This window comes from Mesorhizobium sp. (assembly GCF_004962925.1).
In the GTDB taxonomy this organism is placed as follows: domain Bacteria; phylum Pseudomonadota; class Alphaproteobacteria; order Rhizobiales; family Rhizobiaceae; genus Mesorhizobium.
Genome location: NZ_SUEO01000073.1, coordinates 1 through 25,677, shown reverse-complemented (window position 1 = coordinate 25,677; position 25,677 = coordinate 1). Strand labels below are relative to the sequence as shown.

Genomic DNA, 25,677 nt, shown 5'->3' with positions numbered 1-25,677 from the left:
GATCTATTCGGTGGCCGGCGCCAATCTGTGGCCGCCAGCCATCGCAATCCTGCGTCGCGAGACCTATGGCAACTATCCCGCTGCCGCCGCCATCCTGAAATGCGTCTACGAAGGCCTGCTGGTGCCGTTCGACACCGCCTTGCGCATCGAGCAGCGTTATTTCACCGAGATCATGCAGACCAAGGAAGCGGCGGCGATGATTCGCTCGCTGTTCGTGTCGCTGCAGGAATTGAACAAGGGTGCGCGCCGCCCGGTCGGCGTGCCGGAAACGAAATTCAAGAAGATCGGCGTGCTCGGCGCCGGTTTCATGGGCGCCGGCATCGCCTATGTCACCGCCAAAGCCGGCATTCCGGTGGTGCTGCTCGACCGCGACATGGAAGCTGCCGCCAAAGGCAAGGCGCATTCGGACAGCCTGATCTCGGATCAGGGCCGCGCCAAGCCCGAGGACAAGGACAGACTGCTGTCGCTGATCACGCCGACGGCCGACTATGCCGACCTCGCAGGCTGCGACCTGGTGGTCGAAGCCGTGTTCGAGGATTCGGGCGTCAAGAAGGATGCCACTGAAAGGGCGGAGGCCGTGCTGAAGCCGGCGGCAGTCTTCGCGTCGAACACGTCCACCATCCCGATCTCTTCGCTGGCGAAGAATTCGGCGCGACCGAAGAATTTCATCGGTATCCATTTCTTCTCGCCGGTCGACAAGATGATGCTGGTCGAGATCATTTTGGGCAAGAAGACGGGCGACAAGGCGCTGGCCACCGCGATCGACTTCGTCCGCGCCATCAAGAAGACGCCGATCGTCGTCAACGACACGCGCGGCTTCTACGTCAACCGCTGCGTGCTGCGCTACATGTCGGAAGCCTACAAGATGCTGATCGAGGGCGTTCCGGCGCCGATGATCGAGAATGCGGCGAAGGCCGCCGGCATGCCGGTGGGCCCCTTGGCGCTCACCGACGAAACGGCGATCGACCTTGCCCAGAAGATCATGAAGCAGACCATGCGCGATCTCGGCGACAAGGCCGTCGACCCGAAGCAGATGGCGCTGATCAACACGCTGGTCGATACCCATGGCCGCTTCGGCCGCAAGAACGGCAAGGGTTTTTACGACTATCCGCAAAAGCCTGCCAAGAAGAAGCTGTGGCCGGGGCTGAAGGATCTCTATCCGCAGTTGGCACCCGAAAAAGTCGACTACGAGGAACTGAAGCAGCGGCTGCTGGTCACCATCGCGCTGGAGGCGGCGCGGGTAATGGAGGAGGGCATCGTCACCGATCCGCGCGAAGCAGATGTCGGCTCGATCCTCGCCTTCGGCTTCGCGCCTTTCACCGGCGGCGTGCTGTCCTACATCGACGGCATCGGCGCCAAGAAGTTCGTTAAGATCGCCAAGGGCCTGCAGAAGAAATACGGAGCCGAGTTCAAGGCGCCGAAGCTGCTGCTCGACATGGCGGAGAAGGGCGAGACCTTCTATCAGCGCTTCGATCCCTACGCGAAAGGCGAGGTGAAGAAGGCAGCCTGACGCCGCCTTCGGTGGTGGACAAAATCACGGCCAACGGTTAGAACAGAGAAGGTATTTTTTCCTGTTCTGAAGGAGAGCAAAAAGTGCTCTCGCATGATCGCGTATGGGCCGCCATCGACGCTCTCGCCGAGCGCTATTCGCTTTCGGCCTCGGGCCTGGCGAAGCGCGCGGGCCTCGATTCGACCGCCTTCAACAAGTCGAAGCGGCTGTCCTCGGACGGGCGGCCGCGCTGGCCGTCGACCGAATCGCTGGCCAAGATCATCGAGGCGACGGGCGCCTCGCTCGACGAATTTACGGGACTGGTCGAAGGCCGGGGCAAGCCCGGTCTCGGATCCCTGCCCGCGCAGAGGTCTTCCGTGCCGCTGCTCGGCTTCGCCCAGGCCGGCGCCGGCGGCTTCTTCGACGATGCCGGCTTTCCGGCGGGGCAGGGCTGGGATCTCATCGAGCTTCCGGCACAGGCAACCGAAGCCTCCTATGCGCTGCAGGTCCAGGGCGATTCCATGCTGCCGCTCTACCGCAACGGCGACGTGCTGATCGTCGAGCCGGGCGCTGCCACCCGCAAGGGCGACCGGGTCGTCGTCAAGACCAATGGCGGCGAGGTGATGGCCAAGGTGCTGGACCGTCAGACGGCGAAGTCAATCATGCTGGTCTCGCTCAATCCCGATCACCCGGACCGCGACGTCCCCATGCGCGATGTCGAATGGGTGGCGCGGATTGTCTGGGCAAGCCAGTAGGGGCTGCCGGTGCGTCCGCTTCATGCAGCCGCTGCGGTGTTGACGATTTTGGTGATAGGGACCGCGATCGTCGCCGGCGGCCGCGCCGTGCTGCATGACGAAAGCGTCCGTGTCGCAGCTCGGGCGCAGGCCGGCAAGCAGGCGCAAACCGAAGCGCCTGCTACATCAGCGATTCTGCGACCCAAGGTGGCAAGGCCGGAGGCGCATTCCAGGGCTATCGATCCCGAGGTCATCGCGCCGCCGCAGCTTCAGTCCGAAGAGCTTGAACGGGTCGAGCCGCGCGCGCCGTTGAGCGAGTTGGCGCTGGCCGGACCGCCCAAGCCGCCCAAAACGAAAATGCCCGACGACTGGAACGGGACAAAGCTGTTCCAGCCGGTTGCGCCGGCCGCAGGGGTGATCGAAGCCAAGGGCTACTCGGTCGCGGTTTCCGGTATCGACATCGTCAGGCAGGACGAAACTTGCACCGACGGCGCCAAGTCCTGGACGTGCGGCGCCCGGGCGCGAACGGCGTTCCGTGCTTTTCTGCGCGGCCGGGCGGTGGTCTGCACGGTGCCGCCCGAGGGCGGCCGCGACTTGGTCGCCGCCGAATGTCGCGTCGGCAACCAGGATGTCGGTCAGTGGTTGATCGAAAACGGCTGGGCACGCGCCACCAAGACCGGCCCTTACGTCGAGGCCGGCGACAAGGCGCGTACGGCGAGAAAGGGCATTTTCGGGCCGGCGCCCAGTCTCTCCGGCCTGCCTCCGGCACCAGCCCCTGTCGCTGCCACATCGCAACCGACGCAGCCGATTCTCGATCCGTCGGCGACGGCTACGCCGCCAACCGAGACGCCGGCTACGCCACCAGCTGACCAGCCAACGCCTTCTGAATGAGCGCGCGGGTTTCTGCGACGCCATAGAGCGCGGCGAACGAACCGAAGCGCGGGCCGCGCTCCTGTCCGATCAGCACCTGGTAGATCATCTGGAAGAAGGCGACGGAGACGCCCGGCCCGCCTTCCGGACTCTGCTTCGAATGGTCCTGATAGCGTTCGACCTTGCGCGCGACGTTGAGGGCGGCATTCTGGATCACCTCGCCATCGGAGTCTGACGGCAATGCTGCGAGCGCTTCGGAGAGTTTCATCAGCGCCTCGCGCTCGACTGCGTCGGCGGCCCGATACACCTTGGCCGGCTTCACGAAATCGTCGAAATAGCGGATCGCATATTCGGCCAGTCGGTCGAGCTCGGGATGGGTCGTCGGCGTCACGCCCGATGTGTGGCGCGAAATGAACCCCCACAGCACGTCCCTGTTCTGGGCGTTCGAGGCGCTGACCAGATTGAGCAGCAGCGCGAACGACACGGGCAGGTCGACAACAGGCGGGCTACCGTCATGCATATGCCAGACAGGATTTCCCAGCCGCTCCTTCCACTCCTGCCGGCGATAGGCGGACAGAAAGGCGTAATACTCGTCCACCGCCTTCGGAATGACGTCGAAATAGAGCTTCTTGGCCTGCCGCGGCCGCTGGTACATGTAGAGCCCGAGGCTTTCGGTCGGCGCGTAGGTCAGCCATTCGTCTATGGTCAGTCCGTTGCCCTTCGACTTTGAAATCTTCTGGCCGTTCTCGTCCAGGAACAGTTCATAGACGAAATGCTCCGGCGCCCGCCCACCGAGGATGTTGCAGATACGGTCGTAGATCACCGCATTCGTCTGGTGGTCCTTGCCGAACATTTCGAAATCGACGCCGAGCGCCGCCCAACGCATGCCGAAATCGGGCTTCCATTGCAGCTTCACCTTGCCGCCCGTTATGGGAAGCGTTGTCTCGGTGCCGTCATCGTCGAAGGTGATGGTGCCGGCCTTGGCGTCGACATGCTTCATGGGGACGTAAAGCACGCGGCCACTCTTGGGGGAAATCGGCAAGAACGGACTGTAGGTCGCCTGGCGCTCTTCACCGAGCGTCGGCAGCATCACGTCCATAATTTTGTCGAAACGTTCGGCAGCACGCAGCAGGACCTCGTCGAAACGGCCAGCCTTGTAGTATTCCGTCGCGCTGGCGAACTCGTAGTCGAACCCGAACGTGTCCAGGAAGCGGCAAAGCATTGCGTTGTTGTGATCTGCGAAGCTCGCATAGTTGCCGCCGAAAGGATTGGGGACGGACGAGAGCGGCTTGTGTAGATGCGGCTCGAGTGCGGCGCGATCCGGGACGTTGTCCGGAATCTTGCGCATACCGTCCATGTCGTCGGAAAAACACAAGATCTTGGTTTTGACCGTGTCCCCGGTGAGCACACGGAATGCGTGGCGCACCATCGAGGTGCGTGCGACCTCGCCGAAAGTACCGATGTGCGGCAGCCCCGACGGCCCGTAGCCGGTCTCAAACAGGACGGTCTCGGGAAAGTCAGTGCCTTTGTAGCGCTCGACGATCTTCCTGGCTTCCTCGAACGGCCAGGCCTTGCTTTCAGCCGCTGCCGCAAGCACCTCGGGATTGAGATCGATGATGTTTGATCCCGCCATGTCACTGTTTTCCAAATCATTCGCCGGCATCGCCGCAAGAAGCGGGCCGGAAGAGGTTCTTTTCAACCGGTCTCTAGGCGTGCCTGACCGGAGCGTCAACGATCGCAGCTCTTTTTCCTTGCGGCGTCGGTGCCTCGTTCCTAACTTCGGAGCCCGTTCGAGGAGTTTTTAAATGTCGTTGCCGCCGCATGAAGCCCTGATCTATCTGATGGTCATCACCTCCGCGTCCGATCGCGACATGACCGATGTCGAGCTGGCGCGCATTGGCGACGTCGTCCGCTCGTGGCCGGTGTTCGAGGATTTCGACCACGACCGGCTGGTCGGGGTCGCCCAGGACTGCCAGAAGATGCTCCACGAAAAAGACGGGCTGGAAGGCGTTTTGGCGCGCGTCGCCGAGGCACTGCCCGAACGCCTGCTTGACACCGCCTATGCAGCAGCTTTCGAGGTTGCGGCCGTCGACCTGGAAATGCGCTTGGAGGAGGTGAGGGTGCTGCAGCTTATCCGTCGCCAGCTCGATCTCGACACGCTCACCGTCGCCGCCATCGCCCGTGCCGCCAAGGCTCGCCTTCGCACGCTGACCTGATCCAGCCCCTGAAGGTTCAGAAGAAGCCGACTGGGACTGGATCAGAAAAAACTGACCGGGACCGGATCAGAAAAAACTGACCGGGAAATAGCGCAAATAGAATTCGGCGAAGATACCCTTCACCGAAATCTCCTGCAGCGCGTAGTCGAACGCGGCGGCCAGCGCCGGATCGTTGGCTCTGGTGGCGATGGCCATGCCCGAGCCTAGATATTCGGGTGCCAGATAGGGGCCGCCGGCAAAGCGGCAGCAGGCTGCGGCATCCGAACCGCCCAGCCAGAAGGCGAAGCGCATGCCGTCGCCGAAGGCGGCGTCGACCTTGCCGGCCTTGAGGCTCCCGTAGAGTTCTTCCGACCGGTCGTAGGGAATCACCTGAACGGTGCCGAAATAATCGCGCAGCATCCGCTCATGCGCGGACCCGGCGACCACGCCGACGCGCTTGTCACGCAGTCTGTCGAAGATCGGTTCCGTGAGCGCCTTTGTCTTCTGCATGATGAAGCGCGCCGGAAACTGCAGGTAGGAACGTGAGAAGGCATATTTCGACCGCGACTCCGGCGTGGCAGCGATGCCGGCAATGATCGCTTCGCCTTCGCCCTTCTGGAGCGCCCCTTCGAGCTCGGCCCAGGGCAGCGCCTGGATTTGGCATTTTTCCGCGATGCCGAGTTCGGCGCAGATGGCGCGCGCCAGATCGACGTGGAAGCCGGACAACCGGCCTGCCCCGTCGAGGAAATTGAAGGGCGGGAAATCGGTGGTGGTCAGGAATCTCAGACGCGGCAGCGCGGAAAGGTCCGGCTTTGGCAGCCGCTCCTTGGCATCCCACAGCACCGGTACTTGCGGCTCCGCGGCACGCGCACTCGCGAGCCACTGTGCCCCCGTCATTACCATCATCAGGGCGATGGATATCCACCGAATTGCCACGATCGGAGCTCCGCCCTGTTCTGTCCAGATTGGCTTTTCGTACGAAAATGGTGCAGGCACAACGGTTTTTGATTTCATCACGCCGATTTAGGGATATGGTTTAGCGAGTTTGCAAACGTGTGCGGCGCCGGCTGGAGGGGTAGCAAGGCGCTGCAAACAGAGGAGAGCAGGTTTGTAATCCGGGGTCGATGGCAAGTGCAGATCAAGCACTGGACCGTTGATCTCAACGCGGAAGGCAACATGGGGTAGATGTTGCGATGGGCCACTTCGATCGCACACTGGAATTCATAGATCAGCTGCAGCACGCCGATACAGCGGCGGCGGTCTGCCAAAAACTGCTTGGCATAACCTCGGAGTTCGGCCTGACGGCGCTTATGGCCGGGACGGTTCCGCAGCCAGGCACCCCGCGAGGCCAGCAAAAGGACCATGTGCTGCTCTGTGACTGGCCGGGAGAATGGCTGGAGCGCTATGTGGCGCGCAACTATGTCGACCATGACCCCGTCGTCAGCCACATGAAGCAGCTGCAGGCGCCGTTCCAGTGGCGGGAAGCGTCTCAGGGCATGCGCATCGACAAGAGCAGTGGCGAGGTGATGGGCGACGCCAGCGAATTCAAACTGCGCGACGGCATGGCCTTCCCGCTGGTCACGCTTGACGGTCAGATCGTTATGGTGTCGCTCGGCGGCGAGGCCGTGGAACTGTCGGGAGCCGAGTTCGGGCAGGTGTCGCTGGCAGCGACCTATGCGATCGGCCGCGCCATGCAACTCCACACGATGGCGGCCAAGACTATCGACCACGTCGAACTGACGCCGCGTGAGCGCGAATGCATGCAATGGGCCGCCGTCGGCAAGTCCGAATGGGAGATTTCACAGATTCTCGGCATTTCGGAACACACGTCGGAGAAACACCTTCTTAACGCCAAAAGCAAACTCGGTGCCGTCAACCGGGTGCAGGCGGTCGCGGAAGCGATAAGGCGCGGCTATATTAGCTAGCTCGGCCGTGCCGGCCTAGAAATTCTTGCCTACGTGATCGCGTAATTTTCTCGGGACAGCCCGGCCGTATCTTCCTATTGAACCTAGGAGACGGCAGATGCTTTTTTCCCTTACCACACAGGAACTTATGGAACGTCCCGACCTTTGGGAGGCCGTTCATCGTTTGCGCTACAAGATTTTCGTCGAGGAAATGGGGTGGACCGATCTGCAGCGCCCCGACGGGCTTGAGATTGATCAGTTCGACCACGACGAGGCGGTGCACCAGCTCGTCATCCGCAACGGCGAGCTTGCCGGTTATCAGCGGATGTTGCCGACAACGCGGGCGCATCTTCTGACAGAGGTGCTGGCGGACCTCTTTGAAGGGACGCCACCGTCCGGGCCGAACGTTTGGGAACTGACCCGCTATGGGGTGGCGCCGGGCTTTCGTGACGGCAAGCGCGGCGTATCGACGGTCGGCACCGAGCTCATTGCCGGCTTCGTCGAGTGGGGGCTGAAGCGGAACGTCAATCAGGTGATCATCGAGTTCGAGCCGATGTGGGTCCTGCGGGCGCTGCAATTGCACTTCCTGGCGAAGCCGCTTGGCTACCAGCGCACCTATGGCAACCAGCAGGTCGTCGCCACGCTGCTCACCTTCAACGAGCATACGCTTGAGGTGGTGCGTTCGCGTCGTAGCCATTTCGCGCCGGTGCTGGCGAGGGGATATCCCGACAGGCTCGGAATGAGGCAGGCCTCGTGAGATTGGAGACAACCATGAACGTCCACACGCAAACGGAATTCCGCAACCATACGCTGATCGTCACGGTGTCGTCGGATGACGGTCGGCCGGTGCTGGACAGGCGAGCCTATGAAAGCCTGGCCAAGACCTTCCATGAAGCCGCCGTCGATGATGATGTACGCGTCGTGGTGCTGCGCGGCCTCGCCGGCTGCTTCTGCCTCGGCGGCGACTTTTCCGAGTTCCTCGACGCCACCAAGCATCAACGATTGATCGCCGCCGTCACCGACATGTTCCGCACGTTGGCGACGTTTCCAAAACCGGTCCTTGCCTGTGTCGATGGCGGCGCTGTCGGCGTCGGCTGCACCATCCTGTTCCACTGCGACATGGTGATCGCATCTGATGAAAGCACGTTCCGGGTGCCGTTCGTCGATTTCGGCCTCGTGCCGGACGCGGCGACCAGCATCCTGGCGCCGCAGAAACTCGGTTATGCCGGCGCTTTCCGCTTCTTCTGCCTGGGCGACACGCTCAGTGCCGAGGATGCCAGGATGCTTGGCCTGGTCACGGAGATCGTGGCGGGCGATGTCGAGGAAGCCGCACTTGGCAGAGCCAGGCAACTCGCCAAAAAGCCGGTCGCCGCGCTACTGCAGACGCGCGACCTGCTCAAGGGCGACACAGGCGCGCTCTGCGATCGCATTGACCAGGAGATTTCGCTGTTTCAGCAGGCTTTGCAGGACGATGCCACGCTGAAGCGACTGCAGCGGATTGCCCGGCTGGCGGCATGAGAAGTCACTCGGGAGAATGACAAGAACATCCGGAATCATGCCGCGCGTCCCAAGGACGCGCGGCAGTGTTTCAGGCCCGTGTTCCTAGGAACGAAGGCCCTTCCCCGATGATCTTCTTGTCTTCCTTGCCGATGGTTTCGAGGTCGCGGCCCTCATAGGGAAGCGACAACAGGATACGCCGGATGACGGCAAGTCGCGCGCGCCGCTTGTCGTTGGCTCGCACGATGATCCAGGGCGCGAATTCCTCATGCGTGCGTTCGACCATGAGATCGCGCGCATTGGTGTAATCGTCCCATTTGGTGATGCCGGCAATGTCGATCGGCGAGAATTTCCAGCTCTTCAAAGGACTCCAGCGGCGATCGTGAAACCGCTCAAGCTGTGTCTCCCGACCGATGTTCAGCCAGAATTTGAAGAAATGGATGCCCTCGTTGCAGATCATCCGTTCAAAATACGGCGTCTCGTCCAGGAATTTCTCATGCTGCTCCGGCGTGCAGAAGCCCATGACCGGCTCGACGCCGGCGCGATTGTACCAGGAGCGGTCGAAAGTGACGAACTCGCCGGACGTCGGAAAGTGCGCGACATAGCGCTGGAAATACCACTGTCCTGTCTCAGTCGGGGTCGGCTTGGTCAGCGCCACATTGCGCGCGGTTCGCGGGTTCATGTACTGGCGCAGCGCGAAGATCGCGCCGCCCTTGCCGGCGGCATCGCGTCCTTCGAACAGCGACATCACCCGCTTGCCAGTCGATTGCAGCCATGCCTGCGCCTTGACCAGCTCGATCTGCAGCCGCTCGAGCGTCTCGTCATACTCGTCGCTTTTCATTTTCTTGTCGTAGGGGTAGCCGCCGGCGGTCAGCTTGTTGTCCTCGACCCAGTCGGGAAGCTTGGGATCCTCGATGTCGAACTCGAGCTCTTTGCCGTCGATCCGTATATTCAGCGGGCCTGCAACGGGCGCGGCGGCATCTTCCTTGGGGTTTTTCATCGAGGCGAACCTTTCCAGCTTCCGGACTCATGCTATTGGGAGCCTTACTGCATCGGCCCGAAAATCGGAATCGATTTTCGGAAAGAACGAGGCAGCAGATTAGAAGTGGTAGAGCGTCCTTTGTGCATCCAATTGGACGCACGGCGCTCTAGCGCCGGTCCAGCGGGAAGTTTCCAACCGGCCGGGCCGAGTGAGGGCGGAGGCACGGCGCGCGAATGGCTGACAATGGCTGACATCGGCACAGAACAGCGAAGCAAGGCGCAGGCTGTCGCCAGCCGGTTGTGGAACAGCCGCTGGCTGGTGGCGGCCGGCATCGTCGCGGTCCTGGCGGTCTATGTTTTCGCAGCCGGCTATGTGGTGCTGCTGGCATGTGCCGCGCTGCTGATTGCCGCCGCGATGCTGCCGGCCGGCGTTGCGCGCCAGTCGGCCGAGGATGCCGCGGCAATCGAGGCGAGCGGGCTGCAACACCTGTCGGGAGAATATCTGGCGGCGGCCGTTGCCGATCCGTTGATCATCTTCGATCGCACTGCCACGATCGTCCATGCCAACGCCGCCGCCTTCGCCGCCTTCGGCGGCATCGCGCCGGGCATGTCGCTGTCGCTGAAATTCCGTGCGCCCGAGATGCAGGCCTTGCTGGACAGTATTTTGTCGGGAGCCGCCGCTTCGGATGTCGTCGACTATACCGAAAAGCTGCCGGTCGAACGGGCCTACCGGGTGAGTGCGTCTTCGGTCGGCCATGGCACCGACCTCTATGTGCTGGTTTTCAAGGACCAGAGCGAGGCGCGCCGGATCGACCGGATGCGCGCCGACTTCATCGCCAATGCCAGCCACGAACTACGCACCCCGCTCGCCTCGATCTCCGGCTTCATCGAGACGCTGCGCGGCCCGGCCCGCAACGACCCGGCGGCGCGCGAGCAGTTCCTGCAGATCATGCAGAACCAGACCGGCCGCATGGCGCGCCTGATCGACGACCTGTTGTCGCTGTCGCGACTGGAGATGAAACCCTATCTGAAGCCTGGAACCGAGGTCGATCTCCGCCAGACGCTCGATAGCGTCATCGACTCGCTCGGGCCGCTTGCCAGGGAAAACGGCGTTGCCATTGAGCGGGATTTCGAGGAAGGACCACTCGATGTGCCCGGGGATCGCGACGAACTTTTCCAGGTCTTCGAAAATCTGCTGGAAAACGCCTGCAAATACGGACAGTCGGGTGGACGTGTCGTGGTGACGATTGCTCACAGCGATGACGGTCCCGAACCGGGCATCGACGTCACCATCCGTGACTTCGGTCCCGGCATTCCCGAGGAGCACATCCCGCGCATCACCGAGCGCTTCTACCGCGTCGATGTCGAAAACAGCCGGACCCAGAAAGGCACCGGCCTTGGCCTGTCCATCGTGAAGCATATCCTGACGCGCCACAACGCCAGACTCTCGATCAAGTCCGAAGTCGGCAAGGGCGCCGCCTTCTCGGTTCATTTGCCGGCGCACTAGCGCCGCACTATCTACAAAAGGCGTCGGCCCGAAAACCGGAGGATTTTAGGATAGCCGGATGTGTGGATAAGGGGTTTCGAGCGTACCTTGTGTCCAAGTGGACGAACGTCGCGCTAACGGTTTCTTTTTTCTGTCATCCGGCTAGCGTATCAGCGGGGATTCGAGGAAACGACTCGGACCAAAAGACCCCGGGAAGGCATCTCCATGCAGTCCGTGCACATCGTCAGCGCCTATGACGAGGAGCTGAAATATCTGTCGAAGCGCATCGCCGCGATGGGCGGGCATGCCGAACGCATGGTCGAACAAGCGATCGCGGCCTTGGTCAACGCCGACCCCGGCCTTGCCCAAAAGGTGATCCGAGACGATCTCGTTCTGGACGAAGGGCAGCGCGAGATCGACGACAAGGCGATCGTCATCATCGCCAAGCGCCAGCCGATGGCGACGGATTTGCGTGAGATCGTCGGCGCGATCCGCATCTCGGCGGACCTCGAACGGGTAGGCGATCTCGGCAAGAACGTCGCCAAGCGCGTGGTTGCCGTCACAGAAGGACGTCAGCCGACCAGCCTGTTCCGCGGCATCGAGGCCTTGGCCGACCTGGCGTTGACGCAGCTCAAGGAAGTGCTCGACGTCTACGCGTCGCGCTCGGTGGAAAAGATCGTCTTCGTGCGCGATCGCGACGATCAGATCGACGCCGTGTACACCTCGCTGTTTCGCGAATTGCTGACCTACATGATGGAAGATCCGCGCAACATCACGCCCTGCACGCACCTCCTGTTTTGCGCCAAGAACATCGAGCGGATAGGCGACCACGCCACCAATATCGCCGAGACGATCTACTACATCGTCACTGGCGACCAGATGCCGGCCGAGCGGCCGAAGGGCGACAAGACAGACAAGATTGTTCTCCCGGGAGCGCTACCCGCGAAGTGAACGGCCAGAGCGAGAAGATCCCGTCTGAACTCATCTCGCTCTGCCTCTCGAACGCTTCATGAAACTGCGCTAAACTATCCGGACGTAAGCTTCTCTGTTCCGCGATGAAGGCCATGCTTTCAGGAGGCTGCGATGGAATATGTTCGGGAGTTCATGCCTGCGCCGCCGACGTCCAGCATTATCGCTTCCGGCGTCTACACAGCCGGCCGGCGTATCGCCGACATTCCGATCGAGGAAGCTGGCGAATGGGCCAAGAAGCCAGGACATGTCGTCTGGATCGGCCTGCTGGAGCCCGACCGCAACCTGTTGCTTCGCGTCCAGGCGCAATTCCATCTGCATGATCTGGCGATCGAGGACGCGGAGCATCCGCATCAGCGGCCCAAGATCGAGCAATATGGCGACGCCTTGTTCATCGTTGCCCGCACGGCTCAATTGATCGACGGTCGTGTCACCTTCGGCGAAACCCATCTGTTCGTCGGTGCCGGCTACATTGTCAGCGTCAGGCACGGTCCATCAACCTCTTATGCCGCCGTTCGTCAGCACTGGGAAAGCTGCCCGCATTCGCTGGCCAAGGGCGAGGATTTCGTCCTCTATGCCATTCTCGATTTCATCGTCGATAACTACATGCCGGTGCTCGAGCAGATCGAGGATGAGGTCGAGGCGATCGAGGACAAGGTTCTGCTGAAACCTATGGCCGGCTCCGACATAGAACGGCTTTACATGCTGCGCCGCGACCTGTTGCGCCTGCGCAATGCGGCACTGCCGCTGGTGGAAGTCTGCCGCCGGCTGACCAGTGCCGACCTGCCGCAGATCCATGCGGCCATGCACCCGCTGTTCCGCGACGTCACCGACCATATCCGCACCGTCCAGGAGAAGATCGACAGCTTGCGGGAGGTTCTCGCCTTTGCCTTCGAGGCGAGCCTTCTGGTTGGCCAGGTCCAGGAAACGGCGATCACCAAGAAGCTTGCCTCATGGGCTGCCATCCTGGCGGTCCCGACGGCGCTCGCCGGCATCTACGGCATGAATTTCAACGACATGCCGGAATTGAGGATGGAATATGGCTATCCGATCGTGCTGGCGGCGATTATTTTGGTTTGCACGTTTCTCTACTGGCGCTTCCGCAAGAGCGGCTGGCTGTGAAAGAGAGCGAATAGCGAATAGAAACAGCTTTGGCCTTTGCAGGATGGTGCAAGATCTTTCTTGCCCTATTCGCTACTCCCTATTCGCCATTCGCTCAGCGGCTGCGCCGCCGCTCCGAGGCCGGCTGGAACGCTACTCGGGCGTGGTACTTGCAATACGGTCCGGTTTCGGCCGCGTCGTTGCCGCAGAAATGGAACTCCTCCGATAGCGGATCGCCATTCGGCCATTTGCATGTCCGCTCGGTCAACTCGACGAGTTGCAGATGCCGCGAGATCGGCACGACGACATTCTCGACCGGACGAACGTAGTGACGCGCCACCGGCACGGCGTCGAATTGCGCCTGCAGCGCGGTCGCGCCGATCGACGTGGTGATATGCCGCGCAGTGCTAGCCGCCCGAGACACCGATTTCTGGACGCTCGATCCCTGTACGCTCTTCTTCTGGCGTGCCGGCGTGGCGGTTGAGCGTCCGCGGCCCGACAGTTTCAGCCGATGCACCTTGCCGATGACGGCATTTCGGCTGACACCCCCAAGCTGTGCAGCGATCTGGCTGGCGCTCAGTCCCTCCGACCACAATTTTCTAAGAAGTTCGACCCGCTCGTCAGTCCAATTCATGAGACCGCGCTCCTGCTGAAATGTGCGGCGATCGGAATCCTTCCACGATCCGGCTTTCGCCGGGCAGACACCACATATATCGGGTGATTAGGTCCGCCGCACGAAATCTAGTTATTTCTCGACTACAATTACCTTATGCGCTGACTCGGTGACAAGAGTCCGAGGGCCAACACGAATCGGTTTTTTCGGTTTTCCCCAACTTGCCCGGTCGCTTATGAGCCGGCATCTCGCTGGAGGGCTTGTCGCGCGTCCTTGCGCGACGTTTTCGTTGACTTCATGGCCGAAAAACACGATAAGCCGCAAAGGCCGCCGCTTTGGCGGCTTTTTGATTTTTCCGGTTCCGGAGACGCATATAATGAGCGGTTCGGCGCTTTTCGAGACCTTTACCCGCGCACCCCTGGCCTTCGACCACGGGGAAGGCACTTGGCTGGTCACCGACAAGGGCGAGCGATATCTCGATTTTGGCGGCGGGGTCGCGGTGAATTCGCTTGGCCACAGCCATCCGCATCTGGTCTCGGCACTCACCGAGCAGGCAGCCAAGGTCTGGCATGTCTCCAACCTCTACGAGATTCCGGGGCAGAGCCGTCTGGGCGAGCGGTTGGCCGACGCCACCTTCGCCGACAAGGTGTTCTTCACCAATTCCGGCGCCGAGGCGCTGGAATGCGCCATCAAGACGGCCCGGCGCTACCACTTCGTCAAGGGCCATCCCGAGCGCTTTCGCATCATCACCTTCGAAGGCGCCTTTCATGGCCGTACTCTGGCGACCATCGCCGCCGGCGGCCAGTATAAATACCTGGAAGGCTTCGGACCCAAGGTCGAAGGTTTTGACCAGGTCGGCTTCGACGACATTGACGCCGCCGAAAAGGCGATCACGTCAGAGACCGCCGCGATACTGATCGAGCCGGTGCAGGGCGAGGGTGGTATCCGCCCGGTGCCGACGCAGTCGCTGAAGCGGCTGAGGCAGCTCTGCGAACAACATGGCCTGCTCCTGATCTTCGATGAGGTCCAGTGCGGCATCGGCCGCACCGGAAAGCTGTTCGCGCATGAATGGGCTGGCGTCACGCCCGACATCATGGCGGTCGCCAAGGGCATCGGCGGCGGCTTCCCGATGGGCGCCTGCCTCGCCACCGACGAGGCGGCCGTCGGCATGACCGCTGGCGTGCACGGCACCACTTTCGGCGGCAATCCGCTGGCGATGGCGGTCGGCAACGCCGTGCTCGACGTGGTGCTGGAAGACGGCTTCCTGGAGGATGTCCAGCGCAAGGCGTTGCTGCTGAAGCAGGGTCTGGCGAGTGTCGCCGACGAATTTCCTGATATCGTCGAAGACATCAGGGGCACCGGCCTGATGCTCGGCCTGAAATGCGCCGCACCCAACACCAAGGTGAACATGGCGTTGCGCGACCAGCATCTGTTGGCGGTTCCGGCCGGCGACAACGTCCTTCGCCTGCTGCCGCCGCTCACCGTCACCGATGCCGAGATCCATGAGGCGCTCGACCGCATCCGCGCCGGCGCCCGGGGCCTGGCCGACGCCATCGCCGCGGCTGCCGCGAAGTAACAGTCGAAAGATCCCAAATGAGCCTTCGCCATTTCACTGATCTTTCCGCCGTTTCCGAGGGCGATCTGCGCTTCATGCTGGACGATGCCGTCGTGCGAAAGGCAAAGCTCAAGGCTGGCGAGCGGACGAAACCGCTCGAAGGCAAGGTGCTGGCGATGATCTTCGACAAGCCGTCGACGCGCACGCGCGTGTCCTTCGACGTCGGCATGCGCCAACTCGGCGGCGAGACCATCATGCTGACCGGCACCGAGATGCAGCTCGGCCGCTCCGAAACCATCGCCGACACGGCCAAGGTACTGTCGCGCTATGTCGATGCGATCATGATCCGAACCACATCGCATGACCGGCTGCTCGAGCTGACCGAGAACGCCACCGTTCCCGTCATCAACGGGCTGACCGACGACACCCATCCCTGCCAGCTGATGGCCGACATCATGACCTTCGAGGAGCATCGCGGTCCGGTCGCCGGCAAGACCATCGCCTGGACCGGCGACGGCAACAACGTGCTGCATTCGCTGCTGGAGGCCTCGGCACGGTTCCGCTTCAACCTCAACGTTGCCGTGCCGGAAGGCAGCGAGCCGGCGCAGAAGCATATCGACTGGTCGACGGCGCATGGCGGCAAGTTGAATTTCACCCGCTCGCCCGAGGAGGCGGTCCACGAGGCCGACTGCGTCGTCACCGACTGCTGGGTGTCGATGGGCCAGGAGCACCGTGCCCGCGGCCACAATGTCTTCTCACCCTACCAGGTCAATGCGGCGATGATGGCAAAGGCAAAGCCAGACGCATTGTTCATGCACTGCCTGCCGGCGCATCGCGGCGAGGAGGTCACCGACGAGGTCATCGACGGGCCGCATTCGGTGGTGTTCGACGAGGCCGAGAACCGGCTCCACGCCCAGAAGGCGGTTTTGGCCTGGTGCCTGGGCGCTTGATCTGGGCCACCTTGATCCGGCCCAACTTGATACGGGGCGATGTGGTGCCTATCTCAGGCGCATCACGCAAATCGAGCGCGTTTCGACGCATGCGCCCCGGAGGGCGGCATGGCCGCGCCCCGGAGCTTTGTTATGTTGGAAACTCATCAATTGGCTGAACATCAACCCAAGCTCGGCGAATTCGGCTATGCCGGCGACGATCATGTCGTGCCCTTCGAGGTCGGCCCGCTCGACGTGCGCGGCCGCACCGTCCAGCTCGGGCCGATGCTCGACGCGATCCTCAGCCGTCACGACTATCCCGAGCCGGTCGCACGCCTGCTGGCAGAAGCGTGCGTGCTGACGGTGCTGCTCGGCACCTCGCTCAAATTCGAGGGCAAGTTCATCCTGCAGACCCGCACCGACGGACCCGTCGACATGCTGGTTGCGGATTTTTCCACGCCGTCGGCGTTGCGGGCCTATGCGCGCTTCGATGCCGACCGGCTGGAAGCCCTGACGTCTGCCGGCGAGACCTCGCATCAAACGCTGCTCGGCAGCGGCGTCCTGGCGCTGACCATCGATCAGGGCGCCCACACGCAGCGCTATCAGGGCATCGTCCAACTCGACGGCGAGACGCTGGAGGAGGCCGCGCGCACCTATTTCCGTCAGTCGGAGCAGATCCCGACCGATCTTAGGCTCTCGGTGGCCAAGCTGTTGACGCCCGGTGTCGGCGGCGCCCGCGAGCAATGGCGTGCTGGCGGCATCCTTGCGCAATTCCTGCCGCAATCGCCGGAACGCATGCGCGTGCCCGACCTTCCGGGCGGCGACGGCGATCCACGTGAGGAGATCCATGATCCGGCCGACAATTCCTGGCAGGAATTGCTGGCGTTGCTTGGCACGATCGAGCCGACCGAGCTGATCGACCCGACGATCGGCGCCGAGCGGCTGCTTTACCGGCTGTTCCACGAGCATGGCGTCCATGTCTTCGGCGGCGTGCCGGTCGCCGACCAGTGCTCATGCTCCAGGGAAAAGATCCGCGGCATTCTCGAAGGTTTCTCCGCCGACGAGATCAGGGACAGCACCGAGGATGGCGGCATTCACGTCGCCTGCGAATTTTGCTCGAAGCAATATGACTTCGACCCGGCGGAGTTTGCTGCGACTCAATAGCGAGCGTCAGTGCTGCCTAATTTGCCTGCTGGCATTCTTCCAACGGAGGGAGGAGTCGCCAAATGCCGAGTGCGGTGCCTTCGCAGAACTTGGGTTCCTCGCCCCACTTCGTGGGGGCGAGGAGCCCAGTGTGCGTCAATTTACCGTCCGCCGCGTGCCCGGCAGGTCGAGCGAAAATGCGGGGATGGCGATGTCGAACGTCTCGCCCCGCTTGTTGCGCATCGTGTAGTGGCCGACCATGATGCCGGACGGCGTCGAGAGTGGGCACCCGGATGTATATTGATAGCTGTCGCCGGGGTTGAGTTCGGGCTGGTCGCCGACAACGCCGGGGCCGCGCACTTCCTCGACCCGGCCGGTGCCGTCGGTGATGTGCCAGTAGCGTGACAGAAGCTGTACGAATTCATCCGACTGATTGTCGATGGTCACCTGGTAGCCCCAGACATAGCGGTTCTCCGACGGGTCGGAGCGATCCTCCAGATAGAACGGCCTGACCTGTACTTCGATGTTGCGCGTAACGGCGCTGTACATACACTACTCCACAATATGTAGACGGAACTTTCGACGCTATCCGTAGTTTGGTCAACGGGGTGCTGTCCGGCGTTGTCCGACCTCAAGCGCAGGTGCCGAAGAACAATGTCATTTAAGTGACACATGACAATGATGATGTGCAGGGCCGGGCGACTCAGCATTCTGTCGAACTGTTGAAAACGGCTTCCATGCGGCCGGTTTTTCTGGAGTGACCAGATATCGATGGAATTGACAGTCACAGCCGCCCTGCTTTCCACAGCTCTGCTTCTTGTCAATCTCGCCAGCATCCTGCTCGCTTCGTTGAAGCTGAAGCGGCTTGGCAGGATCGCGCCGCCAGCCGGCAAGGCGCCGCCGGTGTCGATCGTCGTGCCGTCGCGCGGCGTCGAGCCGTTTGCCGAAGAAACGCTTGAGCGCGCCTTCTCGCTCGACTGGCCGCGCTATGAGCTCATCTTCTGCGTTGCCCATGCCAACGACCCGGTGGTCAGGCCGATCATCGACGCGATTGCCCGCTTTCCGGCCGTGCCGGCCCGGCTGCTCGTTGGCGACGATCGCATCAGCGGCAATCCGAAACTCAACAACTGCGTGAAGGGCTGGGAGGCCGCGCGCCACCGCTGGGTCATTCTTGCCGATTCCAACGTCCTGATGCCGAGGGACTATATCCAGCATCTGATGGCGGCGTGGCGGCCGGATACGGGCCTTGTCTGCTCGACGCCGATCGGCTCGCGTCCGGATGGGTTCTGGGCGGAGGTCGAATGCGCTTTCCTCAACACGCTGCAGGCGCGCTGGCAATATACCGGCGAGGCGATCGGCCTCGGCTTTGCCCAGGGCAAGAGCATGTTGTGGGACAAGCCCATGCTTGACGCCAATGGCGGCATCCGTGCGCTTGCCGCCGAGATCGCCGAGGACGCCGCCGCGACCAAGCTGGTCAGCGGGCTCGGACTGCGCGTCAATCTCGTCGCCTCGCCCTTTGAGCAGCCGCTCGGTTTGCGCACGCTCGGCGAAATCTGGTCGCGCCAGGCCCGCTGGGCACGCCTGCGTCGCGTTACCTTCCCACTGTTCTTCGCGCCTGAAATACTGATCGGCGCGGCGGCGCCGCTGGTCCTTGCCCTGGTTGCGGCGGCCGGCGCCGGCTTCAGCCTGTCGGCAACCGCCATCGCCGTCCTGGTGGCCGCCTATCTCCCGGAATGCGCTCTCGCCTCGGCCAAGGGCTGGCACCTGTCGCTGCGCATGCTTCCCGCGATGATGGTGCGAGACTTGATTCTGCCGGCAATATGGGCGCGCGGCTGGATCAGCGGTGCCGTCGACTGGCGCGGCAACACGATGACCATCCACACCAGCGCCGTTCCGGAATTGGAAGAGACCCCGTCGGGGGCCTGACAGCGGCCGCTTTTGACGATTAGTGCCGCCCAGTGCGTATCCCTATCTGGCGGCGTTCAAGGCCTGCTCGATGTCTTCGAGCAGGTCGTCGGTATCCTCCAGGCCGACAGACAGCCTGAGCGTGCCCGGCCCGATGCCGAGTTCGGCGCGCGCCTCATCGCTCAGATTCTTGTGCGTCGTCGTCGCCGGATGGGTGATCAGGCTCTTGGCGTCGCCGAGATTGTTGGAGATCAGCACGATATCGAGCGCGTTCTGGAAGGCGAAGGCCGCCTGTTTGCCGCCCTTGACGTCAAGGCAGATCAGCGTCGAGCCGCCCGACATCTGTTTCTTGACGACCGCCGCCTGCGGGTGGTCGGCGCGGCCGGGATAGATGACGCGGGCGATTTCCGATCGCTCGGCAAGAAAATCCGCGATCCGGCCGGCACTTTCCGTCTGCTGGCGTACGCGCAGCGGCAGCGTCTCCAGGCCCTTCAGCAGCGTCCAGGCGTTGAACGGCGACAGGCTGGGACCAGTGTGGCGGAAATAGTCGTGCAGGTTCTCGTCGATCCACTTCTTGTCCGACAGGATAACGCCGCCGAGGCAGCGGCCCTGGCCGTCTATGTGCTTGGTCGCCGAGTAGACCACGATATGGGCGCCGAGCTGCAACGGCTTCTGCTGCAAGGGCGTGGCAAAGACATTGTCGACGATCAGCCGTGCGCCGATCGAGTTGGCAAGCGAGGCGACGGCTGCGATGTCGACGACTTCCAGCGTCGGATTGGTCGGGCTTTCAAGGAAGAACAGCTTGGTGTTGGGCCTGACCGCCTTTTCCCAATTGGCGATTTCGGTGCCGTCGACCAGCGTCGCCTCTATGCCGTATTTCGGCGCCAGCGTCTCGACGACCCAGCGGCAGGAGCCGAACAGCGCGCGCGCCGCCACGATATGGTCGCCGGCCTTGGCGCTGCACAAAAGTGCTGCGGTGACCGCCGCCATCCCGGATGCTGTGGCGCGTGCATCTTCGGCACCTTCCAGTGCACACATGCGCTTCTCAAACATGTCGACCGTCGGATTGGCATAGCGCGAATAGATGAAGCCCGGCTCCTCGCCTTTGAAGCGGGCTTCCGCCGCTTGCGCGGTGTCGTAGACATAGCCCTGGGTGAGGTACATCGCCTCGGAGGTCTCGCCGAAGCCGGAACGCAAGGTCCCGCTATGCACGAGTGCTGTCTGAGGTTTCCAGTTGCGCTTCTTGCTTGTCATCACTTTTGTTCCAAACACAAAAAAACCGGCCGCGAAAGTCGCAACCGGTCCATACGGCCTTTCGGCCTGACGGTCCTTTAGCGACTTGTTTAACGTGGCTGCAAGCCGACCGGCCAAATCACCACGGGATAACGACCCTTTAGACCCGCACCGCGCTTGCGTCAATTGCCGGCATGATTAAGAGGTTTGTACCAGCAGGTTCCGCAAAAGCCTGCCCTCGGGCTTGACCCGAGGGTGTTCACGGTTTTGCGGCGAGAATCTGCTATAAAACAAGACCTCGCCCGGCCTTCGAGCGGAGCCAGACTTTGCGGCAGACAGGCATTCTTCCCGATCAGGATATTTCGGCGCTGTTCCAGTCGGGCGCGCTGACGTCGCTGCGCGCCCTCGATGCCGACCAGATCCAGCCGGCCAGCCTCGACCTCAGGCTTGGCGACAAGGCCTGGCGGGTGCGCGCCTCCTTCCTGCCCGGCCCCAACCACAGGGTCGCTGAAAAACTCGACCGCCTGAAGCTGCACGAAATCAATCTCGCCGACGGTGCGGTGCTGGAGACGGGCTGCGTCTATATTGTGCCGCTGCTGGAGAGCCTCGCGCTTCCGGCAAACATTTCGGCCTCGGCCAACCCGAAGAGCTCGACCGGACGGCTCGACATCTTCACCCGCGTGATGACCGATCGCGGCCACGAGTTCGACAAGATCGCTGCCGGCTACAATGGCCCGCTCTATCTGGAAGTCAGCCCGCGCACCTTTCCGATCGTCGTCCGCACCGGCTCGCGGCTGTCGCAGATCAGGTTCCGCACCGGCAATGCGCTTTTGTCGGAAGGCGAGCTGCACGAATTGCACCGAGCCGAGACGCTCGTCGCCACCGAGCCACCGAATATTTCCGGCGGCGGCATCGCGCTGTCGATCGATCTCGATGGCGACAAGGATGGCCTGGTCGGTTACCGCGGCAAGCACCACACCGGCCTGGTCGATGTTGACAAGCGCGCCGCACAGGATGTCGTCGACTTCTGGGAGCCGCTCTACAAGAGCGGCGCTGGCGAACTGGTGCTCGATCCGGACGAATTCTATATCCTCGTCAGCCAGGAGGCGGTGCATGTGCCGCCGCTCTACGCCGCCGAGATGACGCCTTTCGATCCGCTGGTCGGCGAATTCCGTGTCCACTATGCCGGTTTCTTCGATCCGGGCTTTGGCCATTCGGCGGCCGGCGGCACCGGCAGCAGGGCGGTGCTCGAAGTGCGCAGCCATGAAGTGCCGTTCATCCTCGACCACGGCCAGATCGTCGGACGGCTGGTCTACGAGCACATGCTGAAGCGGCCGCAGGCGCTCTACGGCACTGATCTCGGCTCGAACTATCAGGCACAGGGCCTGAAACTGTCCAAGCATTTCCGCGCCGCGCGCTGATCTCCGGTCACGATCAGACCGTGCTTGCCTGACCTTGCGGGTCGTGCTTGGCTGTGCCCAGCCGTCAGGGTGACTCTGGAACCAAGGGAACAAAAAAATGCAGATTTCAAAATGGATCGCATCGGCAGCAACAGCCGCCATGCTGGTGCTATCGGCCGGCTCCTCGTCGGCGCAAGCACAGGAAAAATTGAAGATCGCCACCGAAGGCGCCTATCCGCCGTTCAACACCATCACCGCGGATGGCAAGCTTGTCGGCTTCGATATCGACATCGCCGAGGCGCTTTGCACTCAGATGAAGGTCGAATGCGAACTTGTCACGCAGGACTGGGACGGCATGATTCCGGCGCTCCAGGCGAGAAAGTTCGACGCCATCATCGCGTCCATGAGCATTACCGAGGAGCGCAAGAAGCAGGTCTCCTTCACCAACAAATACTATACGACGCCGCTTTCGCTGGTGGCCTTGAAGGACAGCGATATTGCCTCGACCGAGCCCGCAGCACTCGCCGGCAAGACCGTCGGCGCCCAGGCTTCGACCACCCAGGCCGACTATGCCCAGGATGTCTATGGCAAGGCCGGCGCCGAGGCGAAGCTTTATCCGACTCAGGAGGAGGCGGTTACCGACCTGACGAACGGCCGTCTTGATGCCGTCCTTTCAGACAAATTCGTGCTGATGGACTGGATGAAGAAGTCGAGCGACGGCTGCTGCAAGATGGTCGGCGACGTCAAGGGCACCGAGACCGAGGCCGGTATCGCCGTGCGCCAGGAAGACAATGCGCTGCGCGAAAAGCTCAACGCAGCGATCGATGCGATCGTCGCCGACGGCACCTATAAGAAGATCCAGGCCAAATATTTCGACTTCGATATTTATTGAGATTAGGCGTCCTTCCCTTCTCCCGTTGTGGGAGAAGGTGGATTGGCGCGCAGCGCCAAGACGGTTGAGGGGTGCTGGACGGAGCGCCGGTGGTTCCAAGCTGGAACACCCCTCATCCGATCGAGCTTCGCTCGGCCACCTTCTCCCACAAGGGGAGAAGGAGGCGCCGCGCGAAGCCATGAACCCCGACGCGTTGTCTTATCTGGCGGGAAACCCAGCGCAATCATGTGCCAAATTGCGCGCTGACGCGGAAGATCGACAAGAAATTTCGCCGACATATCTTCATCTTGACGAGTGCTGGCTGGCCCGGTCGCTGGCCCGAAGCCCTGCCCGACGAATTGGCACTGGTCTGCCGGTGTGCAACTATCCGCGCGGGCAACATTGGAGGACGAAGGTCATGGCTGATGCAGGAATGTTGCGTTTCCATGTGCCGGAGCCGGAGGTGCGGCCGGGCGGGACGCCGGATTTCTCTGATGTGACCATTCCCAAGGCCGGCTCGGCGCCGCGCCCGGAAATCGACGTTGATCCGCGCACCATCCGCGATATGGCGTTTTCGATCATCCGCGTGCTCAACCGTGCCGGCGAGGCCGTCGGGCCCTGGGCCGGCCTGCTTTCCGACGACGAATTGCTGGAAGGCTTGCGCCACATGATGACGCTGCGCAGCTTTGATGCGCGCATGCAGATGGCGCAGCGGCAGGGCAAGACCTCCTTCTATATGCAGCATCTCGGCGAAGAGGCGGTGAGCTGCGCCTTCCGCAAGGCGCTGGCGCCGGGCGACATGAACTTTCCGACCTATCGGCAGGCCGGTCTGCTCATTGCCGACGGCTATCCGATGGTCACGATGATGAACCAGATCTATTCGAACGAGGCCGACCCGCTGAAAGGGCGGCAGCTGCCGATCATGTATTCGTCGAAGGAGCATGGCTTCTTTTCAATCTCCGGCAATCTGGCGACGCAATATATCCAGGCGGTCGGCTGGGCGATGGCTTCGGCGATCAGCAATGATTCGAAGATCGCCGCCGCCTGGATCGGCGACGGATCGACCGCCGAGTCCGACTTCCATTCGGCGCTGGTCTTCGCCTCGACCTACAAGGCGCCGGTCGTGCTCAACGTCGTCAACAACCAATGGGCGATCTCGACTTTCCAGGGCATCGCCCGCGGCGGCTCCGGTACTTTCGCCGCGCGCGGTCTCGGTTTCGGCATTCCCTCGCTGCGGGTCGACGGCAACGATTATCTCGCCGTCCATGCGGTGGCCAAATGGGCCGCCGAGCGCGCGCGAAAAAATCTCGGGCCGACGCTGGTCGAATATGTCACCTATCGCGTCGGCGCGCATTCGAGCTCCGACGATCCGTCTGCCTATCGGCCGAAGGCCGAGTCCGACGCATGGCCACTCGGCGATCCGATCGTCAGGCTGAAAAACCACCTCATCCAGCGCGGCGTCTGGTCGGACGAACGCCACATCCAAGCAGAGGCGGAGATCCTCGAAACAGTGATCGCGGCGCAAAGGGAGGCCGAGCGCCACGGCACGCTGCATGCCGGCGGCAAGCCCTCGGCGCGTGACATGTTCGAGGGCGTCTATGCCGAGATGCCGCCGCATCTCAGGCGCCAGCGCCAGCAGGCAGGGGTCTGACCATGCCAAGACGGACCATGATCGAGGCGATCCGCGACGCCATGGACGTGTCGATGGCGCGCGATGAACGCGTCATCGTCTATGGCGAGGATGTCGGCTTCTTCGGCGGCGTCTTCCGCTGCACGCAAGGCTTGCAGGCGAAGTACGGAAAGAGCCGCTGCTTCGATGCGCCGATCAGTGAATCCGGCATCGTCGGCTCGGCCATCGGCATGGCCGCCTACGGCCTGAAACCTTGTGTCGAGGTGCAGTTTGCCGACTATGTCTATCCGGCCTACGACCAGATCGTCTCGGAGGCGGCGCGGCTGCGTTACCGGTCGAATGGCGATTTCACTTGTCCGATCGTGGTCAGGATGCCGACCGGCGGCGGCATTTTCGGCGGCCAGACCCACAGCCAGAGCCCGGAGGCGCTGTTCACCCATGTCTCCGGCCTGAAGGTCGTCGTGCCGTCCAATCCGCATGACGCCAAGGGTCTTTTGATCGCGGCGATTGAGGATCCCGATCCGGTGATCTTCCTGGAACCGAAGCGACTCTACAACGGTCCCTTCGACGGTCATCACGACCGCCCGGTGACGCCGTGGTCGAAACATGAGCTCGCCGAGGTCGCCGACGGCCACTACACGGTCCCGCTCGGCAAGGCGGTGATCCGGCGGCCGGGCGCCGATGTCACCGTGCTCGCCTATGGCACGATGGTCTATGTCGCCGAGGCGGCGGCCGAGGAGACCGGCATCGACGCCGAGATCATCGATCTCCGGACGCTTCTGCCACTCGATCTCGAGACGATCGTCGCCTCGGTGAGAAAGACGGGGCGCTGCGTGGTCGTGCACGAGGCGACGCTGACATCGGGGTTCGGCGCCGAGCTGTCGGCGCTGGTGCAGGAGAACTGCTTCTACCATCTGGAAGCGCCGGTGGCGCGGGTTGCCGGCTGGGATACGCCCTATCCGCATGCGCAGGAGTGGGACTATTTTCCCGGTCCGGCCCGGCTCGGCCGCGCGCTCGTCGAAACGATGGAAGCCTAAAGGGGAGCGATCTGACGATGGGTGAATATGTGATCAAGCTGCCCGATGTCGGCGAAGGCGTCGCCGAAGCCGAGCTCGTCGAATGGCAGGTCAAGGTCGGTGATCTCGTGCGCGAGGACGCGGTGCTTGCCGCTG

Annotated in this window: 25 protein-coding genes and 1 riboswitch; of the genes, 19 read left to right on the top strand and 6 right to left on the bottom strand. The window is 62.5% G+C overall.

What is annotated here, in order from left to right:
* The 3 genes from E5W87_RS16460 to E5W87_RS16450 form a co-directional block, all read left to right on the top strand.
* Nucleotides 1-1,510, top strand: a 1,510-nt coding sequence (locus E5W87_RS16460) for a 3-hydroxyacyl-CoA dehydrogenase NAD-binding domain-containing protein (RefSeq protein ID WP_292399345.1), incomplete at its 5' end; no start/stop codon positions are given.
* A gap of 83 nt (nt 1,511-1,593) precedes the next feature.
* The gene (locus E5W87_RS16455; protein WP_292399343.1) at nt 1,594-2,244 is read left to right on the top strand and encodes a helix-turn-helix transcriptional regulator; all 651 of its coding nucleotides are present in this window, start codon (nt 1,594-1,596) and stop codon (nt 2,242-2,244) included.
* 9 nt (nt 2,245-2,253) lie between these two features.
* On the top strand, nt 2,254-3,114 hold the full coding sequence (locus tag E5W87_RS16450; protein ID WP_292399341.1) for a thermonuclease family protein: 861 nt from the start codon (nt 2,254-2,256) through the stop codon (nt 3,112-3,114).
* Here the strand turns inward: E5W87_RS16450 and E5W87_RS16445 are convergent.
* On the bottom strand, nt 3,077-4,726 hold the full coding sequence (locus E5W87_RS16445; RefSeq protein ID WP_292399339.1) for a lysine--tRNA ligase: 1,650 nt from the start codon (nt 4,724-4,726) through the stop codon (nt 3,077-3,079). The two genes, E5W87_RS16450 and E5W87_RS16445, sit on opposite strands and share 38 nt — an antisense overlap.
* A gap of 172 nt (nt 4,727-4,898) precedes the next feature.
* Here E5W87_RS16445 and E5W87_RS16440 point away from each other — a divergent pair, with 172 nt between their 5' ends.
* Nucleotides 4,899-5,309 (top strand): tellurite resistance TerB family protein, encoded by a 411-nt coding sequence (locus E5W87_RS16440; protein ID WP_292399336.1) that lies wholly within the window; start codon nt 4,899-4,901, stop codon nt 5,307-5,309.
* 66 nt (nt 5,310-5,375) lie between these two features.
* Here the strand turns inward: E5W87_RS16440 and E5W87_RS16435 are convergent, their stop codons facing one another.
* Nucleotides 5,376-6,194: a transporter substrate-binding domain-containing protein gene (locus E5W87_RS16435; RefSeq protein ID WP_292399350.1), complete on the bottom strand. Its 819-nt coding sequence runs from the start codon at nt 6,192-6,194 to the stop codon at nt 5,376-5,378.
* A 287-nt stretch (nt 6,195-6,481) separates the two neighbouring features.
* Here E5W87_RS16435 and E5W87_RS16430 point away from each other — a divergent pair, with 287 nt between their 5' ends.
* From E5W87_RS16430 to E5W87_RS16420, 3 genes are all read left to right on the top strand, one after another.
* Nucleotides 6,482-7,213, top strand: coding sequence for a LuxR family transcriptional regulator (locus E5W87_RS16430; RefSeq protein ID WP_292399333.1), 732 nt, complete (start codon nt 6,482-6,484; stop codon nt 7,211-7,213).
* 97 nt (nt 7,214-7,310) lie between these two features.
* Nucleotides 7,311-7,949, top strand: coding sequence for an acyl-homoserine-lactone synthase (locus E5W87_RS16425; RefSeq protein WP_292399330.1), 639 nt, complete (start codon nt 7,311-7,313; stop codon nt 7,947-7,949).
* A 14-nt stretch (nt 7,950-7,963) separates the two neighbouring features.
* Nucleotides 7,964-8,710 (top strand): enoyl-CoA hydratase-related protein, encoded by a 747-nt coding sequence (locus tag E5W87_RS16420; RefSeq protein ID WP_126103706.1) that lies wholly within the window; start codon nt 7,964-7,966, stop codon nt 8,708-8,710.
* A 70-nt stretch (nt 8,711-8,780) separates the two neighbouring features.
* Here E5W87_RS16420 and ppk2 read toward each other — a convergent pair whose 3' ends face one another.
* Complete coding sequence (gene ppk2 / locus E5W87_RS16415; protein WP_292399327.1) at nt 8,781-9,689, bottom strand: polyphosphate kinase 2; 909 nt, start codon at nt 9,687-9,689, stop codon at nt 8,781-8,783.
* A gap of 225 nt (nt 9,690-9,914) precedes the next feature.
* Between ppk2 and E5W87_RS16410 the strand changes: the two genes are divergently transcribed.
* The 3 genes from E5W87_RS16410 (at nt 9,915) to E5W87_RS16400 (ending at nt 13,247) form a co-directional block, all read left to right on the top strand.
* The gene (locus E5W87_RS16410) at nt 9,915-11,177 is read left to right on the top strand and encodes an ATP-binding protein (RefSeq protein ID WP_292399324.1); all 1,263 of its coding nucleotides are present in this window, start codon (nt 9,915-9,917) and stop codon (nt 11,175-11,177) included.
* A gap of 204 nt (nt 11,178-11,381) precedes the next feature.
* Nucleotides 11,382-12,107, top strand: coding sequence for a phosphate signaling complex protein PhoU (gene phoU, locus E5W87_RS16405; RefSeq protein WP_095487987.1), 726 nt, complete (start codon nt 11,382-11,384; stop codon nt 12,105-12,107).
* A 132-nt stretch (nt 12,108-12,239) separates the two neighbouring features.
* Complete coding sequence (locus E5W87_RS16400; RefSeq protein WP_292399321.1) at nt 12,240-13,247, top strand: magnesium and cobalt transport protein CorA; 1,008 nt, start codon at nt 12,240-12,242, stop codon at nt 13,245-13,247.
* A gap of 94 nt (nt 13,248-13,341) precedes the next feature.
* Here E5W87_RS16400 and E5W87_RS16395 read toward each other — a convergent pair whose 3' ends face one another.
* On the bottom strand, nt 13,342-13,860 hold the full coding sequence (locus E5W87_RS16395; protein WP_292399317.1) for a GcrA family cell cycle regulator: 519 nt from the start codon (nt 13,858-13,860) through the stop codon (nt 13,342-13,344).
* Between the two features lie 355 nt (nt 13,861-14,215).
* Here E5W87_RS16395 and E5W87_RS16390 point away from each other — a divergent pair, with 355 nt between their 5' ends.
* From E5W87_RS16390 to E5W87_RS16380, 3 genes are all read left to right on the top strand, one after another.
* Nucleotides 14,216-15,415, top strand: a complete 1,200-nt coding sequence (locus tag E5W87_RS16390) for an aspartate aminotransferase family protein (protein WP_292399314.1) — start codon at nt 14,216-14,218, stop codon at nt 15,413-15,415.
* A 17-nt stretch (nt 15,416-15,432) separates the two neighbouring features.
* The gene (gene argF / locus E5W87_RS16385) at nt 15,433-16,344 is read left to right on the top strand and encodes an ornithine carbamoyltransferase (protein WP_292399311.1); all 912 of its coding nucleotides are present in this window, start codon (nt 15,433-15,435) and stop codon (nt 16,342-16,344) included.
* Between the two features lie 108 nt (nt 16,345-16,452).
* Entirely contained in the window at nt 16,453-17,487 is a 1,035-nt protein-coding gene (locus E5W87_RS16380) for an Hsp33 family molecular chaperone (protein ID WP_292399307.1), read from the top strand.
* 135 nt (nt 17,488-17,622) lie between these two features.
* On the opposite strand, the gene apaG is transcribed toward E5W87_RS16380, so the two are convergent.
* Complete coding sequence (gene apaG, locus E5W87_RS16375) at nt 17,623-18,015, bottom strand: Co2+/Mg2+ efflux protein ApaG (protein ID WP_292399304.1); 393 nt, start codon at nt 18,013-18,015, stop codon at nt 17,623-17,625.
* 222 nt (nt 18,016-18,237) lie between these two features.
* Between apaG and E5W87_RS16370 the strand changes: the two genes are divergently transcribed.
* On the top strand, nt 18,238-19,392 hold the full coding sequence (locus tag E5W87_RS16370) for a ceramide glucosyltransferase (protein ID WP_292399301.1): 1,155 nt from the start codon (nt 18,238-18,240) through the stop codon (nt 19,390-19,392).
* Between the two features lie 42 nt (nt 19,393-19,434).
* Here the strand turns inward: E5W87_RS16370 and E5W87_RS16365 are convergent, their stop codons facing one another.
* Nucleotides 19,435-20,625, bottom strand: coding sequence for an O-succinylhomoserine sulfhydrylase (locus E5W87_RS16365; protein WP_292399298.1), 1,191 nt, complete (start codon nt 20,623-20,625; stop codon nt 19,435-19,437).
* A gap of 57 nt (nt 20,626-20,682) precedes the next feature.
* A riboswitch (SAM riboswitch) is annotated at nt 20,683-20,760 on the bottom strand.
* A 170-nt stretch (nt 20,761-20,930) separates the two neighbouring features.
* Between E5W87_RS16365 and E5W87_RS16360 the strand changes: the two genes are divergently transcribed.
* The 5 genes from E5W87_RS16360 to E5W87_RS16340 form a co-directional block, all read left to right on the top strand.
* Complete coding sequence (locus tag E5W87_RS16360; RefSeq protein ID WP_292399295.1) at nt 20,931-22,025, top strand: 2'-deoxycytidine 5'-triphosphate deaminase; 1,095 nt, start codon at nt 20,931-20,933, stop codon at nt 22,023-22,025.
* 97 nt (nt 22,026-22,122) lie between these two features.
* Nucleotides 22,123-22,896: an ABC transporter substrate-binding protein gene (locus E5W87_RS16355; protein ID WP_292399292.1), complete on the top strand. Its 774-nt coding sequence runs from the start codon at nt 22,123-22,125 to the stop codon at nt 22,894-22,896.
* 397 nt (nt 22,897-23,293) lie between these two features.
* Nucleotides 23,294-24,526 (top strand): 3-methyl-2-oxobutanoate dehydrogenase (2-methylpropanoyl-transferring) subunit alpha, encoded by a 1,233-nt coding sequence (locus E5W87_RS16350; protein ID WP_292399289.1) that lies wholly within the window; start codon nt 23,294-23,296, stop codon nt 24,524-24,526.
* A 2-nt stretch (nt 24,527-24,528) separates the two neighbouring features.
* On the top strand, nt 24,529-25,542 hold the full coding sequence (locus E5W87_RS16345; RefSeq protein ID WP_292399286.1) for an alpha-ketoacid dehydrogenase subunit beta: 1,014 nt from the start codon (nt 24,529-24,531) through the stop codon (nt 25,540-25,542).
* 17 nt (nt 25,543-25,559) lie between these two features.
* The coding region (locus E5W87_RS16340) for a biotin/lipoyl-containing protein (RefSeq protein WP_292399347.1) at nt 25,560-25,677 on the top strand (118 nt) is incomplete at its 3' end.

Bases quoted from the DNA above. Each gene is read 5' to 3' on its own strand.
- E5W87_RS16445 (WP_292399339.1), bottom strand. From the start codon at position 4,726: ATGGCGGGATCAAACATCATCGATCTCAATCCCGAGGTGCTTGCGGCA.
- E5W87_RS16440 (WP_292399336.1), top strand. From the start codon at position 4,899: ATGTCGTTGCCGCCGCATGAAGCCCTGATCTATCTGATGGTCATCACC.
- E5W87_RS16435 (WP_292399350.1), bottom strand. From the start codon at position 6,194: ATGATGGTAATGACGGGGGCACAGTGGCTCGCGAGTGCGCGTGCCGCG.
- E5W87_RS16430 (WP_292399333.1), top strand. From the start codon at position 6,482: ATGGGCCACTTCGATCGCACACTGGAATTCATAGATCAGCTGCAGCAC.
- E5W87_RS16425 (WP_292399330.1), top strand. From the start codon at position 7,311: ATGCTTTTTTCCCTTACCACACAGGAACTTATGGAACGTCCCGACCTT.
- E5W87_RS16420 (WP_126103706.1), top strand. From the start codon at position 7,964: ATGAACGTCCACACGCAAACGGAATTCCGCAACCATACGCTGATCGTC.
- ppk2 (WP_292399327.1), bottom strand. From the start codon at position 9,689: ATGAAAAACCCCAAGGAAGATGCCGCCGCGCCCGTTGCAGGCCCGCTG.
- E5W87_RS16410 (WP_292399324.1), top strand. From the start codon at position 9,915: ATGGCTGACATCGGCACAGAACAGCGAAGCAAGGCGCAGGCTGTCGCC.
- phoU (WP_095487987.1), top strand. From the start codon at position 11,382: ATGCAGTCCGTGCACATCGTCAGCGCCTATGACGAGGAGCTGAAATAT.
- E5W87_RS16400 (WP_292399321.1), top strand. From the start codon at position 12,240: ATGGAATATGTTCGGGAGTTCATGCCTGCGCCGCCGACGTCCAGCATT.
- E5W87_RS16395 (WP_292399317.1), bottom strand. From the start codon at position 13,860: ATGAATTGGACTGACGAGCGGGTCGAACTTCTTAGAAAATTGTGGTCG.
- E5W87_RS16390 (WP_292399314.1), top strand. From the start codon at position 14,216: ATGAGCGGTTCGGCGCTTTTCGAGACCTTTACCCGCGCACCCCTGGCC.
- argF (WP_292399311.1), top strand. From the start codon at position 15,433: ATGAGCCTTCGCCATTTCACTGATCTTTCCGCCGTTTCCGAGGGCGAT.
- E5W87_RS16380 (WP_292399307.1), top strand. From the start codon at position 16,453: ATGGCCGCGCCCCGGAGCTTTGTTATGTTGGAAACTCATCAATTGGCT.
- apaG (WP_292399304.1), bottom strand. From the start codon at position 18,015: ATGTACAGCGCCGTTACGCGCAACATCGAAGTACAGGTCAGGCCGTTC.
- E5W87_RS16370 (WP_292399301.1), top strand. From the start codon at position 18,238: ATGGAATTGACAGTCACAGCCGCCCTGCTTTCCACAGCTCTGCTTCTT.
- E5W87_RS16365 (WP_292399298.1), bottom strand. From the start codon at position 20,625: ATGACAAGCAAGAAGCGCAACTGGAAACCTCAGACAGCACTCGTGCAT.
- E5W87_RS16355 (WP_292399292.1), top strand. From the start codon at position 22,123: ATGCAGATTTCAAAATGGATCGCATCGGCAGCAACAGCCGCCATGCTG.
- E5W87_RS16350 (WP_292399289.1), top strand. From the start codon at position 23,294: ATGGCTGATGCAGGAATGTTGCGTTTCCATGTGCCGGAGCCGGAGGTG.
- E5W87_RS16345 (WP_292399286.1), top strand. From the start codon at position 24,529: ATGCCAAGACGGACCATGATCGAGGCGATCCGCGACGCCATGGACGTG.